The sequence below is a fragment of the Pseudomonas asiatica genome (assembly GCF_040214835.1).
In the GTDB taxonomy this organism is placed as follows: Bacteria; Pseudomonadota; Gammaproteobacteria; order Pseudomonadales; family Pseudomonadaceae; genus Aquipseudomonas; species Aquipseudomonas putida_Z.
Window position 1 is genome coordinate 2,742,737 of the sequence record NZ_CP157874.1, and the last position, 14,774, is coordinate 2,757,510.

Sequence of the window (14,774 nt, forward strand, 5' to 3'; positions counted from 1 at the left end):
TCGCGATAGGGCTGCGAAGCAGCCCCAGGATTTCAGCGTACATGCACAGATTGTTGGGGCTGCTTCGCAGCCCTATCGCGACACAAGGCCGCTCCTACAGGAATTGCGCATGGATCGAGGTAGATAGGCGGCGATGCAGCCCCAGTACTCAGCTCAGGGCCGGGGTGCGCGGTGGGATCATCCGACGCGACCCGGTCGCCTCGAAGGCCGCACCAAAGCTCAGCAGCGCATTGTCGCTGTAAGCCCGGCCAGCAAAGGTCAGCCCCACCGGCATGCCGATATCGGCCATCACACCCATCGGCACGGTCACGGTCGGCACGCCCAGGTGGCGGATCGCCAGGTTGCCGTTGGCCACCCAGATACCGTTGCTCCAGGCAATGTCCGCCGATGCCGGGTTGACGTCGGCATCGGCCGGGCCCACGTCGGCCACGGTGGGGAACAGCACCGCGTCCAGGCCCAGGTTGTCCATCCAGTCTTCCAGGTCGATCTTGCGGGTCTGCTCCAGGCCGCGCAGGCCGTCGGGCAGGGTCTCGATCTGGTCCCAGGTCTTCAGGCCACGCTTGGCCATGTTGACGTACTCGTCCATGCCGGCGGCCAGGTCGTCCTCACGGTTGGGCAGGGTGCCCGGGTCGTGGGGGAAGATCTGCGGCCCGTCGACATCGGCCAGGCGGTTGAGCCTGGGGTCATCGTTGGCGCGCAGGAAGTCGTCGAAGGCCCACCCCGACAGCTCCCACAGCTCGTCATGCAGGAACTCCTTGCTGACGATGCCGCGGTTGTACACGGTCGGTGCGCCCGGGCGGTCGCCCTCGCAGTTGGACACCAGCGGGAAGTCCACTTCCAGCACTTCGGCACCAGCCGCCTCCAGTGCCTGACGGGCCTGCTGCCACAGGTCGATCACCGTGGCGCGGGTGTTGATGCGCTGGCCAGTCGGGCCGCCGATGCCAGGCTTCTCGGAAGTACCGGCCTCGGTATCGGCATTGATGTACATGCGCGGCACGCCAAAGCGCTTGCCCTTGAGCGCGCTGGCATCCACGGCCAGGTCCAGGTACGAAGCCGGGCGCACCGTCGAAGCCGCCGGAATTGGCACCCAAGGTTGCAGGCGCCACAGGTCGCCGCGCTTGTCGGCGTCGTCGGCTACGACCACGTCGAGGATTTCCAGCAGGTCGGCCATGGTGCGGGCATACGGCACCACCACGTCCATGGTCGGTGTCAGCGGCCAGTTGCCACGCACCGAAATCACCCCGCGCGACGGGGTATAGGCGCACAGGCCATTGTTGGACGCCGGGCCACGGCCGCTGGACCAGGTTTCTTCGGCCAGGCCGAAGGCACTGAAGCTGGCAGCGGTGGCGGTTCCGGCACCGTTGGACGAGCCCGAGGCGAACGGTGCGGTCAGGTAGTTGGCGTTGTACGGGCTTTCGGCGCGGCCATACACGCCGCGTTGCATGCCACCGTTGGCCATGGGCGGCATGTTGGTCTTGCCCAGGCACACGGCGCCGGCGGCGCGCAGGCGTTCAATGGTGAAGGCGTCGCGCTGGGCCACCAGGTCCTTGAAGGCCGGGCTGCCGGAGGCAGCGGTCAGGCCTTTGACCAGGTAGCTGTCCTTGGCGGTGTAGGGGATGCCGTCCAACGGGCTCAGGACCTGGCCTTTGGCGCGACGGGCGTCGGAGGCTTCGGCCTCTTTCAGCGCCTCGGGGTTGCGCACCACCACGGCGTTCAGGGCAGTGGCGGTGTCGGCGCCATCGTAGGCATCGATGCGCGCCAGGTAGGCCTGGACCAGCTCGACCGCCGTCGTGCGGCCCGACTCGAGCGCGTCGCGCAGCTCGGCAATGGAAACCTCGGTTACCTCGATCATGCGTTCACCAAAAAAATGTGCAGGTGGGGGCTAATGCGAGGAGTGTACAAGAAGGGCTTGGCGGGCGCAGGTTTGCGCGGGGGCAAATGGTTTTTTGCAGGCGGGCATTGTCGGGCCTCCCAAGCCCGGCGCGAACCCTTGTAGGAGCGGCCTTGTGTCGCGATAGGGCCGCAAAGCGGCCCCGGCGATTTCACAGTGATACGAAGACCCTGGGGGCGCTTCGCACCCCTTTCGCGACGCAAGGACGCTCCCACAAGGGTGCCGCGTCAAGCGTCCAGGTCTGCCGCTGCATGCCGCTCCGGCACCTGGCTGGCCTCATCCCCCCAGGTCCGGTTCACCCGTGTGCCGCGCTGCACCGCCGGGCGCAAGGCAATCTCCTCGGCCCAGCGCTGCACATTCGGGTACTCGTCCACCGCCAGGAACTCCGCCGCGCCATACAGGTTGCCGCGCACCAGTTGGCCATACCAAGGCCACACGGCAATGTCGGCGATGCTGTATTCCTCGCCGCCCAGGTAGCGGCTTTCAGCCAGGCGTCGGTCGAGCACATCCAGCTGGCGCTTGGCTTCCATGGTGAAGCGGTTGATCGCGTACTCGAACTTTTCCGGCGCATACACATAGAAATGGCCAAATCCGCCGCCCAGGTACGGCGCCGCGCCCATTTGCCAGAACAGCCAGTTCAGGCTTTCGGTGCGTGCAGCTGGCGCTTTCGGCAGCAAGGCACCGAACTTTTCCGCCAGGTACAGCAGGATCGAACCCGACTCGAACACCCGCACCGGCGGCTCGACGCTGCGGTCGAGCAGGGCGGGGATCTTCGAGTTGGGGTTGACCTGGACGAAGCCGCTGGAGAACTGCTCACCCTCGCCAATGCGGATCAACCAGGCATCATATTCGGCGCCCGAGTGGCCCAGCGCGAGCAGCTCTTCGAGGGCGATGGTGACCTTGACGCCATTGGGCGTGGCCAGGGAGTACAGCTGCAGCGGGTGCTTGCCCAGCGGCAGGTCCTTGTCGTGAGTCGGGCCGGCAACCGGGCGGTTGATGCTGGCGAACTGGCCGCCGGACGCTGCGTCGTTGCGCCAGACCTTGGGTGGCACGTAGGCGGGCTTGCTCATGCATGAATCTCCTTCATTGGCGCGAAACGGTCACGTAGAGACGTGGACCTGCATCTATGCCACGGGTTCGACGAAAAGCGCAAATGCATAGGGCGCGGGCGTGAAGTGCATGACTTCGGTTTCATCCAGGTTTCATCCGGTGCAGCCCAGGCCGGTTCTATGCTGGGCTATCTCTTCGCCCTGCAAGGAACCGCCGGCCGATGACTCTCCCACGCTGCGTGTTGGCGCTGGCCCTGTTCGGCAGCCTGCTGGCCCACGCCGAGGCCGCGCCCTGGGTTGCCGGCCTGCACCACATGACCCTGGCCGACCCGGTCGACGCCCGGCCCATGCAGGCGCTGGCGTTCTACCCGGCCATCGGCAATACCCGCAGCAGCCGGATAGACGGCTACCCGATCGACGTGAGTGAAGAGGCGCCGGTAGCGTTGGGCCAGTTCCCGTTGCTGGTGCTGTCCCACGGCAATACCGGCAGCCCGCTGGCCTTGCACTACCTGGCGACGTCGCTGGCACGCCAGGGCTTCATCGTGGTGGCGGTGGTGCACCCCGGCGACAACGCCCGCGACCACAGCCGCCTGGGCACCTTGAGCAACCTGTATGGTCGGCCGCTGCAAGTGAGTGCCGCGATTACGGCCGCCCGCGATGATGCCTTGCTGGGGCCCTACCTGAACGGTGGCAAGGTTGGGGTGATCGGCTACTCGGCCGGTGGTGAAACCGCCTTGATCCTCTCGGGCGCGCGCCCCGACCTGGACCGCCTGCGCAAGTACTGCCTGGATCGCCCTGACGACGCCGACGCCTGCAGGACCCACGGCGTACTGATTGCCGACCGCAGCGAGCTGGTGCCAGAGGCCGACCAGCGGGTGGGGGCGGTGATGCTGATGGCGCCGCTCAGCCTGCTTTTCGGACGCCATGCCTTGGCCGGGGTGCAGGTGCCGGCGCTGATCTACAGTGGCGACAGCGACCAGCTGGTGGCGGTGGACCGCAACGCCGAAGCCCTGGCCCGCAAGTTGCCGGTCACACCGGATTATCGCCTGCTGGCCGGCGCCGGGCACTTCGTGTTCATGGCCCATTGCGATGCCGAGCAGTCCGTGCGGATGCCGGCGCTGTGCAAGGATGCCGCAGGCGTGGACCGTCGGCACATCCACCATTCCCTGCAACGTGAAGCCGCGGTGTTCTTCAGCCAGGCGTTGGGCGCACCGCAGCCTGCCGAGCGTTCAGCCGCGAGCGGCGCGCCGCGCCAGCAACAGCGTTAGGCCCACACCGGCCAGGGCGAGCAGGGCGGCCACACAGAAGATCGAGGCATAGCCCAGGTGCGCGGCCACCGCGCCCATCACAGGTCCGGCGATGGCCAGGGCCATGTCGAAGAACACCGCGTAGGCACCCAGCCCTGCGCCGCGGCTGCTGCTGGGCACCTGCTTGATCGCTTCCACCCCCAGCGCCGGGTACACCAGCGACAGCCCGAAACCGGTAAGCCCGGCACCGATCAGCGCCCACGGCGGCGAAGGTGCCAGCCACAGCAGGCTCAGGCCGAGCACTTCGGTGGCCATGCACGCGACCGCCACGTTGTAGCCACCAAAACGGTTGACCGCGTTGACGAACAGCAGCCGGGAAATGATGAAGCACACGCCAAAGGCACTCAGGCACCATGCCGCGCCCGCCCAGCCGCGCTCCAGGTAATACAGGGTGACGAAGGTGGTCAGCGTGCCGTAGCCGATAGAGGCCAGGGTCAGGCCCAGGCCACAGGGTGCTACCCGGCCGAAGGCCGACCAGAAGGGCAGGCGCTCGCCACGCACCACCACCACGTCCGGCCGCTTGCGCAGTACCAGCAGGGCCGATACCGCCAGCACCAGCAATGCCGGCCCCAGCACGCTGAAGTCCAGCCCGTCCACGGCCAGTACACCCAAGGGGGCACCAATGGCGATGGCGCCATAGGAGGCGATACCGTTCCAGGAAATCACCCTGGCGGTGTGTTCGGGCCCGACCTGGCTGATGCCCCAGCTCAGCGTGGCCACGCCGATCAGCCCTTGGGCGATGCCCAGCAGCAGGCGCCCGCCGAGCAGCAGCGCCAGGCTCAGTAGCGGTAGCGTCAGGGTCCAGGCCGATAGCAGGGTCAACACCCCGCAGCCGGCAATCCCCAGCAAGCCGAAGCGAATCGCCTGCTTGCCCCCCAGGGTATCGGCAACGCGCCCGGCAAACGGGCGGCTGAGTAGCGTGGCCAGGTATTGCAGGCCAATGGTCAGCCCGGCGACCACCGCGCCAAACCCCAGCTGGTCGTGCACATGGCTGGGCAAGACGGCGATCGGCAGGCCGATGCAGAGGAAGGCAATGAAGGTGTAGAAAACGATCGACAGGATCTGCAGGGTAATTTGCAGCGTGTTGCTGGCGGGGGCGGGTTGTTGCGCGGTCATGGGCTCGTTCGCGGGCGGGCGGTTGGGCGTGGCCCCATCATGGCCGTTGCGCGAAGGAAATGAAAGCAGGCTAACGAATTATTCGTCGGGCAGTGCCAGCCTGTGGGATCGGCGGTGGATTCTTCGCGGGTGAACCCGCTCCCACAGGATTTGCATAGGCCTCAAATGCTACGCAGTCCCTGTGGGAGCGGGTTTACCCGCGAAGAGGCCGGCCCAGCCATACAAGATGGCCAGGCCGCCGCATCAATCAGACCACTACACCCTGGCTACGCAGGTAATCGTCATTCGCGGGCTCGCCCGCTCCCACAGGATTTTGCATAGGCCTCAAATGCTACGCAGTCCCTGTGGGAGCGGGTTTACCCGCGAAGAGGCCGGCCCAGCCATACAAGATGACCAGGCAACTCCATCAATCAGACCAGCACACCCTGGCTACGCAGTTAATCGTCATTCGCGGGCTCACCCGCTCCCACAGGATTTGCATAGGCCTCAAATGCTACGCAGTCCCTGTGGGAGCGGGTTTACCCGCGAAGAGGCCGGCCCAGCCATACAAGATGGCCAGGCCGCCGCATCAATCAGACCACTACACCCTGGCTACGCAGGTAATCGTCGTAGGTACCGCTGAAGTCCACCACGCCATCAGCCGACAGCTCGATGATGCGCGTGGCCAGCGACGACACGAACTCACGGTCGTGGCTGACGAACAGCAGGGTGCCCGGGTAGTTTTCCAGCGCCAGGTTCAGCGCCTCGATCGATTCCATGTCCAGGTGGTTGGTCGGCTCGTCCATCACCAGCACGTTCGGCTTCTGCAGGATCAGCTTGCCGAACAGCATGCGGCCTTGCTCACCACCGGAAATCACCTTCACCGACTTGAGAATCTCGTCGTTGGAGAACAGCATGCGCCCGAGGGTGCCGCGGATCACCTGCTCGCCGGAGGTCCACTGGCCCATCCAGTCGAACAGGGTCATGTCGTCTTCGAAGTCGTGGGCGTGGTCCTGGGCGTAGTAGCCCACTTCGGCGCTGTCGGTCCACTTCACTTCACCCTTGTCCGGGGTCATTTCACCGACCAGGGTGCGCAGCAGGGTGGTCTTGCCGATACCGTTGGGGCCGATGATCGCCACGCGCTCGCCAGCCTCGATGGTGAAGCCCAGGTCCTTGAACAGCACCTTGTCGTCGAAGGCCTTGGCCATTTTCTCGACGGTGACGGCCTGGCGGTGCAGCTTCTTGGTCTGTTCGAAGCGGATGAACGGGCTCACCCGGCTCGACGGCTTGACCTCGGCCAGCTGGATCTTGTCGATCTGCTTGGCCCGAGAGGTGGCCTGCTTGGCCTTGGAGGCGTTGGCCGAGAAGCGGCTGACGAAGGTCTGCAGTTCGGCGATCTGGGCTTTCTTCTTGGCGTTGTCCGACAGCAGCTGCTCGCGGGCCTGGGTGGCAGCGGTCATGTACTCGTCGTAGTTGCCCGGGAATACGCGCAGCTCGCCGTAGTCCAGGTCGGCCATGTGGGTGCAGACACTGTTGAGGAAGTGCCGGTCGTGGGAAATGATCACCATGGTGCTGTTACGCGCGGTGAGGATGGTTTCCAGCCAGCGGATGGTGTTGATGTCCAGGTGGTTGGTCGGCTCGTCGAGCAGCAGCACATCCGGGTCCGAGAACAGCGCCTGGGCCAGCAGGACGCGCAGTTTCCAGCCCGGTGCCACTTCGCTCATCGGGCCGAAGTGCTGTTCCAGCGGAATACCCAGGCCCAGCAGCAGTTCACCGGCACGGGATTCGGCGGTGTAGCCGTCCATTTCGGCGAATTCGGTTTCCAGCTCGGCGACGGCCATGCCGTCTTCCTCGGTCATTTCCGGCAGCGAGTAGATACGATCGCGCTCGGCCTTGACCTTCCACAGCTGGCCGTGGCCCATGATCACCGTGTCGATCACGGTGAATTCCTCGTAGGCGAACTGGTCCTGGCGTAGCTTGCCCAGGCGGGTGTTCGGCTCGAGCATGACCTGGCCGCCGGACGGCTCCAGGTCACCGCCGAGGATCTTCATGAAGGTCGACTTGCCGCAACCGTTGGCGCCGATCAGGCCGTAGCGGTTGCCGTTGTTGAATTTGACGGAAACGTTTTCGAACAGCGGCTTGGAGCCGAACTGCATGGTGATGTTGGCGGTAGAAATCAAGTGCTTGTCCTGCGGGGGTTCCAGAGGTGTATTTAGGCCATCTCGTCAGTTTTGGACCAATTTTGGGCCAATCCGACTCGGGGCGGCAGCTTCTCCAGCTCCCTCCAGTCCGAGGAGGAGCTGATCCATTTCGCGTAGGTAGAAAGCAACATCTCGACGCTGTGACCAAGCTGGTTCGCGATGAACGTGGGTTCATCCCAGACATCAGGCATAGGGTGGCGTAGGTGTGGCGGGTGTCGTACTGACGGCGTTCACGGATGTAAAGCGCCTTGGGCGCCGATTTGAAGTGGCGGATTGTAACACTTGGTTCGTTGATCCACAGCCCACCTTTGCTCGGCTGGAACAGAAATGGGCGGATCGGGTGCGCTGGCTTGGGATGCCATGCGCTGGAGAGTTGCCATCTTCTGGGCCTGCTGGATGGCATTCAGCGCGCGCTCGTTGAGCAGCACTGATCTGCAAATACTTCTAAGCGTCGTATAGAGGCGCGAGATATCATCGTCAGCGCTTTACTCAGGGATGATCACTAGCTGAAGGGATTGCTTACATGGAAAGAAGCTATTTCGTAACGATGCTTGCACTGATTCTTCATCAAATAGATGCCGCGTATTGGCAGGAATGGGAGATGTTTTTCCTACCGGGTGGGGTACAGGGCTTCCTCCTGTTCAATATCTTGGCAATACCCGTGTTGCTGGTTGGTTATCGAAGCGTGTTGCTGGGTACGGTTAACGCGGTGTTCTTCGCCAAAGTTTGTGCCGGCCTAGGCCTGATCACGTTCCTTATCCATGCCGGCTTCGGATTGGCTGGATATCACCAGTTTCACCTGCCTGCTTCGATCTCCATCCTCATTCTGTGCTTGGCCAGCTCTGTATGGCTGATGGCAGGGATAAGATCCTCATCGCAATGATCGCAGGCGCCGCGCATACGGTCCTGCATCGCTGCGCATTCAAATCACACCTGAAGCGGGTTCATCAGTTCGGCACCTTGGTTACGCACATTCCCCACGGCGATACCCACCCGGTACCACTCGAAGGCTTCGGCCGGCTCACCCAGGTTGAGCACCAGCTGTTCTGCGCGCTCGCTGGGCATTGCTGCCGCGATCCACTCGTACGCCAGTTCTGGCGACAACACGACAGGCCGGCGGTCGTGAACGTCGACCATTCCGCCCTGAGCGTCGGCGGTAATGATGACGAACCCGTCGTGCTCGGTGCCGGTGAACTGGCCGATCGAGGCGCAAAGGGCAGGGCGCCCATCCTGGCGGCGGATGTAGTACGGTTGTTTCTTCGGCCCACCTTCATCAACCCATTCGTACCAGCCGTCGACAGGGGTGATGGCCCGGTGCGGCCAGATCGCCCGGAAGAATGGGCCATGCGCCACCTTCTCGACCCGCGCGTTGATCGGCGCAGCGCGATCATTCGCCCAGTGCGGTCGCCATCCCCACCTCACCAGGTCCGCTCGTGGGCCTGCGTCATCCATCCGCAGTACTGCCACCAGCGTGGTCGGCGCGATGTTGTACCGGCCAAGCGGCTGGTCGCCGACGTTGTTCCGCCAGGCCTCTGGCAGGCTCAGGGTTTCAACGAAGTCATGTATGCCACGGTACTGGCTGAGCCTTCCGCACATACGCCCTCCTACCGAAACCTGAAGGATAGCCGTTGGCTGGTAGCAGTGCCGGCAGTCATACGGGGACGGCCAGGCACCCCGCTTGCCACGATGCATGACGAACGGATTTCAGCACCTGCCCGCAACGGGGTCAGCCTGCCGTTGCGGGCGATGGCTGCAGGCTGCCTGCCTGCTCGGGAACCCTGATGAACACGTTGTATCTGCCACCTTCCATTTCTTCGAAGGCAATCAGTTTTTTCACCAGCGCACCGTTCAGTACCTTGCCGGCATTCAATAGCAGCATGCCATTGTCGGCATTCAGGTTGCGCGCCAGTATCATGCCCTCTGCCAGTTCGTGCGTGCTCAATACCTTGATCGCCGGGTCGGTCAAGGTAATGTCGCGCATGTACTCGGCACAGACGTTGACGAAGTCTTCCACCAGGTCTGGGTCATACAGCTTTCCAGCATACTTGCGTATGTAGAGCAGTGCCTCATCGCTATTGAGCTGGCGATCCAGGACCAGTCCGCGCTGCAACTCGATGAAATCCACGGCCATTTTCAACCAGCGGGCGCCCAGGGGAATTGCCGCGCCCTTCAGGTGGCCCGGAAAACCGCTGCCATCCCAGCGTTCCTGGTGGTGAAGTATGAGTTGTGCAGCCTCTTTTATTGGCTCCAGGGTCATGACCAGCGCTTCGCTCTGTTTCGGGTATGACCGGTACAGTTCGCGCTCTGGTGGAGGAATGAGATCGGCAGGACAGGTGAGCATGCTGTCGGTCCAGCTCATCTTGCCGATGTTGTAGAGGGCTGCAGCCATGGTCAGGTTGCGACAGCTACCTTCGTCCAGCCCATGGCTGGTGCAATACACCCGTATCAGTTCTATGACTTGCCGGTTGGTCTGCTTGGCCTTGGGCAGACGCAGGTTGCCTAACTGCGAAAAGAATTCGGTGCTGGTCACGTAACTGCGCTTGAGTTCTTCATAGGCAAGGTCAAGCATGTCGGCGGTTTGCTGCAACTCGGCGGTGCGCGCCGCTACACGCTGTTCAAGGCTTTCGTTAAGCGCCTTGAGTTGCTTGATCTGAACCTGAGTCAGCTGTTCCAGGCGCTTTCGTTCGCTTTCCGAATGTTGGTGGGCCAATGCCTGGCGCAATGTGACCAACAGCTCTTCATCATTCCAGGGTTTGCTGATGTAACGATAGATGTGCCCATCATTGATGGCTTTCGCGATGGTGTCCGTGTCAGCGTAACCCGTAAGCAGAATGCGCAACGTGTCGGGAAAACGCTCATGTACGTGGGCCAACAGTGTTGCCCCGTCCATGTTTGGCATACGCGCATCACTCATCACCAGATTGATCGGGCGTTGTTGGAGCAGTTGCAGGGCGTCGGCACCGCTTTCGGCAAGGAGGAGTTCGTAGGGTTGGTTGCGAAGTAGACGACGAAGGCTGCTGAGAATCGAGGGCTCGTCGTCAACCAGAAGTATCACCGGCTTGGCTGCTGCGCCATCGGTAACGGGTAGCTCCATGGGTCCCTCCCTGCCGGTCTCGGCCAGACTACTCCCTGGCCACAGCCTAGATGATATTTGCCCCCGCCGTTAGCTTTTGTCTGTTGGCCTCACTATGCTCGGAGGCAGGTGCATCTCGCCAGGGAGGGTTGTGCTGTGCCGACTTGTCTGCAGGTTCGCATCGTTGCCTCGATGCTTGTCGTTTTGCCGGCATGGGGGCTGGCCCAGAGCATTGGTGGGCCGCTCACGCCATTGCCGGCGGTGCCTGAGCTTGACCCTGCCCGGGTGGAGCTGGGGCGCAAACTGTTCAATGACTCGCGTTTGTCCCTCGATAACAGCCAGTCCTGTGCTGATTGCCATCGCCTGGATCGCGGTGGCGCGGACGGGCAGGCGCGCTCGCCTGATGCAGATGGCAAACCCTTGCCAGTTCACACACCCAGCGTCTTCAACGCCAGCCTGAACTTCCTGCAGTTCTGGGATGGGCGCGCGCAATCGTTTGACGGCCTGGTGCACCTGGCAACCGGTAATACGGACGGCAAAGAAGATGGCTGGGCTACCGTGGTTCAACGAATTGCTGACGATCCGGCCTACCAGACGGGGTTCGCCGAAGCCTATGGCAAACCAGTGACCGCCATCGATGTCAAAGATGCCCTGGTTACGTACCAGCGCACCCTGCTGACACCCGATTCACGCTTCGATCGCTATCTGAAAGGAGATACCAGCAGCCTCAGCCTGGAAGAGAAACATGGCTATCAGCGCTTCCAGGAGTACGGTTGTATAGCCTGCCACCAGGGCGTGAATATCGGCGGCAACATGCTGCAGAAGTTCGGTGTTTTCGATGATTATTTCACCAACCGTGGCAATGTTACCGGGGCAGACCGGGGACGCTACAACGTGACAGGTGACCCGGATGACCTCCACCTGTTCAAAGTTCCAAGCCTGCGAAACGTGGAGGTGACCGCCCCTTATTTTCATGACGGTTCGGCGCCCACCTTGGAAGCAGCCGTCGATGCCATGTTTCATTATCAGTTGGGACGTACGCCGAGCGACGATGATAAAGCGCTGATCATCAAGTTTCTCCAGACCCTCACCGGCCAATGGGAGGGTAAACCGCTATGAGGTTGAACGCTCGGCGCAGTCTGCTGCTGTTGGCTGCGTGCGCCATGTCGCTGGCTTCCGTGCTGGTCTACCTGTACTGGATGTCCAGGTCCGATGAGAGTGGCAACTACGCCCAGGCGCGCGATCTGATTCGCCAGATCAAGCAGTACGATGCGCAGTGGGAGGGTGCGGTGCTCAAGGCGCGCACCACCACCAATTACAACTACGACCCGCTGGTGCTGCCGTTGATTGAAATGAAGCGCCTATGGCGGGAATTCCACACGCTGGAAGGGCGTCATCAAAAAGCGGAAATGCTCGCTTGGCAAAAGGCTTTTCGCGATTACCAACAGTCCTTTGACGACAAGGTCCTGCTGGTCTCGCGCTTCAAGACGCACAATGCGATCCTGCGAAATTCCCTGGCTTTTCTCCCGGCTGCAGCCGATGTAATACAGGTGCACCTTCGTCAATTGGTCGATGCCGATACACTGCGCCTGCGCAGAATCACCAGCGATACCTATGACTTGATGCTGAGCAGCCTTGAGTTTGCCCAAACCACTACCGATGAAAAAGCTGCCGACATCCTTGTCGGACTGAACAATCTTTCGGTCAACAAGGAGCGCTTGCCCGTCGATTTTCAGGTGCCCATCGATACCATCAGCAAACACATAGAGTTGATTCTTCGTGAGCAACCCAAGGTCGACCAACTGCTAGAAGCGATCGAGGCGGTTCCGATTGCCGAGAGTCTGGACGCCATTGCGCTGATGCTGGACCGCGACGAGCAAGCAGCAGCGCTGACGGCTCAGCGATACCATTTCTATCTGTTGGTGTTTTCCACCCTGCTGGTATTGCTATTGCTGTACATGGGGATGTGGTTGATGCGTAGCTACGCCGAAATAAACCGTGTAAACCGAGCGCTGGTGAGTGCCAACGACGAATTGGAACAGCGGGTCGAACGGCGTACCCAGGCACTTACCCAAGCCAGCGCAGCACTGCAGCGCGAGGTGGATGAACGCCGGTTGCTCGAGAACCAGTTGGTCCAGTCCGAAAAGCTCGCCTCGCTCGGTCAGCTGGCAGCCGGCGTAGCCCATGAAGTCAACAACCCGATTGGGTTTGTCTCTTCCAACCTCGGCGCACTGGATGATTATTTCGGCCGTTTGCAGGACATGCTGAAGGCATATGCCGACGCGGAAAATACTCGGGTTCCGAACGCGCTCGGCGCGGAGCTGGCGAAGTTGCGCACGGAAATCGAGCTGGATTACTTGCTGGAGGATATTCCGGCGCTGATCCGCGAATCCAAGGACGGTATCAGTCGCGTTGCGCGGATCGTCAAGGACCTCAAGGACTTTTCGCGAGTAGAGAGCAGCCATGACTGGCAAGTGGCAGACCTGCTTCAAGGCATAGAGTCAACGCTGAACATTGTTGCCAGCGAACTCAGGCACAAGGCGGACCTTGTCAAGGATTACAGCCCATTGCCGCCGGTCGAGTGCCTGCCTTCGCAGATCAATCAGGTAATCATGAATCTGCTGGTCAATGCCACCCAGGCGATGGGTGCCGAGCGTGGCAGAATTACCCTGCGAACCGGTGCCAGTGACAAGTGGGTGTGGATTGAAGTCGCAGACAATGGTTGTGGCATTCCTGCCGAAAGCCTGCAAAAGATCTTCGATCCGTTCTACACGACGAAGCCCATCGGCCAGGGCACCGGGCTGGGATTGTCGCTTTCGTACGGAATCATCAAGCGTCATGGTGGCGAGATCCGCGTAGACAGCGAGGAGGGAGTCGGTACGACATTCAGGGTCGAACTGCCCATCCATCAGGCCCGGTCGGCCTGAGAGCAGCAGGGAAGTGGAATACAAATTGCTGTGACCCTCTGGGGCATCGATCATGCGGAGTACGCAGAAATGACTCAGAATGACCGCTACTACATGATCTTCGTTGTGGTTGCTGTACTGGTCCTGGATCTGGCGGCGACATTTGTGTTTCTCAAGGCAATCGCCTGACCCCCGTTTGTGGGCCTGGTTGTACCCGAAATCGGGGTCATCTGCAGAGTGACTACCCGGTTTGGGACAAGTTTTGTCCGCCCCCTGTCTGGTTCATGGCCACACGGCGCTGCACACCCTTGAGTCGACCGCCAGCTGAAATCTCGCCCGCAAGATGACCAGCGGCGTACTCCTGCCTGAACATCCCTCCTTTGTGCGGTCCAACGTAAGCAAGGCCTGGTTTCACCTGGCCGGAGGTACGCACATGAAACGCAAGACTGCATGGGTCGTAGTGTTGTCAGGGTTGCTGCTGCTCGGTGGTTGCTGGCCATATTGGCACCACGGTGGGCATCACGGCGGCGGCCATCACCGGCATTTCAACGATGGACACCATGGTGGTCAGGACTACCGCCGCTATTGATGCAGGCAGCAATCCCTTCCGCTAGCGGCCACGCCTGTGCGAACACACTGCAAGACTACGCATGTTCGCCCAGACTGGCCTGTCTGGAACTTGCTTATCCATGAACGAAGGTTAACTTCGCGGGGAAAGCCCGTCCTGAAACCGATATAGCAAACAAGCATATTGCCCGGCTGACGTTGAGCAGTAACATGGGCAAACAAAAACCAAAAAAAGGCATGCGGCTTGGCAACACTTTCCCAAGTTACTCGATGGGGCGGCAGGAGCGTGTCGCGTGAAGAGCTCAAGATCGGTAGCAGGTGCAATACTGATGTCCACTTTCGCCACACTGTTCATGGCAGGCTGCGCACATGACCCCTATGTGCGTGAGGGCCATGGGTATGCGGCCGGGGCCACGGAAAGAAGTACGCCGGCGTACCTGGGATGCGTCAAAAGCGAACTTCAAGGGAATGTGAAAACCTACCAGGTCGATGGCGATAACTCGGTCAGACTGTTCGTCGATAGTACCGACCCCGACAAGGCGGGTGGCATGGTCGAGGTGCGGGGCACGGGTAACCAGCGCCAGTTCGCGGCCTATCAACGCGATGCCTGGTACGACCATGGCAGGCTGCTGGACGCCGCGCTGATGTGTTCCAAAGCATGATCAACTGACCCTCGCGAACAAAA

Annotated in this window: 12 protein-coding genes and 1 pseudogene; 6 read left to right on the top strand and 7 right to left on the bottom strand. The window is 61.6% G+C overall.

Going from position 1 to position 14,774, the window contains the following annotated elements; all coding sequences use genetic code 11:
• Positions 1–148: 148 nt before the first annotated feature.
• Both ABNP31_RS12340 and yghU read right to left on the bottom strand, forming a co-directional pair.
• Positions 149–1,852 carry an amidase gene (locus ABNP31_RS12340; protein ID WP_350013358.1) on the bottom strand — a complete coding sequence of 568 codons (1,704 nt, stop codon included), beginning with the start codon at positions 1,850–1,852 and terminating at the stop codon, positions 149–151.
• 266 nt (positions 1,853–2,118) lie between these two features.
• Positions 2,119–2,961 (bottom strand): glutathione-dependent disulfide-bond oxidoreductase, encoded by an 843-nt coding sequence (yghU, locus tag ABNP31_RS12345; RefSeq protein ID WP_085663653.1) that lies wholly within the window; start codon positions 2,959–2,961, stop codon positions 2,119–2,121.
• Positions 2,962–3,161: 200 nt separating this feature from the next.
• Between yghU and ABNP31_RS12350 the strand changes: the two genes are divergently transcribed.
• Complete coding sequence (locus ABNP31_RS12350) at positions 3,162–4,208, top strand: alpha/beta hydrolase family protein (protein WP_085616520.1); 1,047 nt, start codon at positions 3,162–3,164, stop codon at positions 4,206–4,208.
• Here ABNP31_RS12350 and ABNP31_RS12355 read toward each other — a convergent pair.
• From ABNP31_RS12355 to ABNP31_RS12365, 3 genes and pseudogenes are all read right to left on the bottom strand, one after another.
• The gene (locus tag ABNP31_RS12355; protein WP_075045121.1) at positions 4,170–5,363 is read right to left on the bottom strand and encodes an MFS transporter; all 1,194 of its coding nucleotides are present in this window, start codon (positions 5,361–5,363) and stop codon (positions 4,170–4,172) included. The two genes, ABNP31_RS12350 and ABNP31_RS12355, sit on opposite strands and share 39 nt — an antisense overlap.
• Before the next feature lie 572 nt (positions 5,364–5,935).
• The gene (locus tag ABNP31_RS12360) at positions 5,936–7,522 is read right to left on the bottom strand and encodes an ABC-F family ATPase (RefSeq protein ID WP_025338972.1); all 1,587 of its coding nucleotides are present in this window, start codon (positions 7,520–7,522) and stop codon (positions 5,936–5,938) included.
• Between the two features lie 32 nt (positions 7,523–7,554).
• Positions 7,555–7,923, bottom strand: a pseudogene (locus ABNP31_RS12365) (integrase).
• A 143-nt stretch (positions 7,924–8,066) separates the two neighbouring features.
• Here ABNP31_RS12365 and ABNP31_RS12370 point away from each other — a divergent pair.
• A complete protein-coding gene (locus ABNP31_RS12370) occupies positions 8,067–8,426 on the top strand; it encodes a DUF6713 family protein (RefSeq protein ID WP_025338973.1) in 360 nt (119 codons plus the stop codon).
• Positions 8,427–8,470: 44 nt separating this feature from the next.
• Here the strand turns inward: ABNP31_RS12370 and ABNP31_RS12375 are convergent, their stop codons facing one another.
• Together ABNP31_RS12375 and ABNP31_RS12380 are read right to left on the bottom strand one after the other, a co-directional pair.
• Positions 8,471–9,139: an SOS response-associated peptidase gene (locus ABNP31_RS12375; RefSeq protein WP_350013359.1), complete on the bottom strand. Its 669-nt coding sequence runs from the start codon at positions 9,137–9,139 to the stop codon at positions 8,471–8,473.
• Between the two features lie 130 nt (positions 9,140–9,269).
• Positions 9,270–10,637 (bottom strand): HD domain-containing phosphohydrolase, encoded by a 1,368-nt coding sequence (locus ABNP31_RS12380; protein ID WP_085692701.1) that lies wholly within the window; start codon positions 10,635–10,637, stop codon positions 9,270–9,272.
• A gap of 171 nt (positions 10,638–10,808) precedes the next feature.
• On the opposite strand from ABNP31_RS12380, the gene ABNP31_RS12385 reads away from it, so the two are divergent.
• From ABNP31_RS12385 to ABNP31_RS12400, 4 genes are all read left to right on the top strand, one after another.
• Positions 10,809–11,735 (top strand): cytochrome-c peroxidase, encoded by a 927-nt coding sequence (locus tag ABNP31_RS12385; RefSeq protein ID WP_085591165.1) that lies wholly within the window; start codon positions 10,809–10,811, stop codon positions 11,733–11,735.
• The gene (locus ABNP31_RS12390) at positions 11,732–13,543 is read left to right on the top strand and encodes a DAHL domain-containing protein (protein WP_085663647.1); all 1,812 of its coding nucleotides are present in this window, start codon (positions 11,732–11,734) and stop codon (positions 13,541–13,543) included. The genes ABNP31_RS12385 and ABNP31_RS12390 overlap by 4 nt, the downstream gene beginning before the upstream one ends.
• A gap of 412 nt (positions 13,544–13,955) precedes the next feature.
• Entirely contained in the window at positions 13,956–14,111 is a 156-nt protein-coding gene (locus tag ABNP31_RS12395) for a hypothetical protein (RefSeq protein ID WP_158090330.1), read from the top strand.
• Between the two features lie 307 nt (positions 14,112–14,418).
• Complete coding sequence (locus tag ABNP31_RS12400; RefSeq protein WP_350013360.1) at positions 14,419–14,751, top strand: hypothetical protein; 333 nt, start codon at positions 14,419–14,421, stop codon at positions 14,749–14,751.
• Positions 14,752–14,774: the final 23 nt, after the last annotated feature.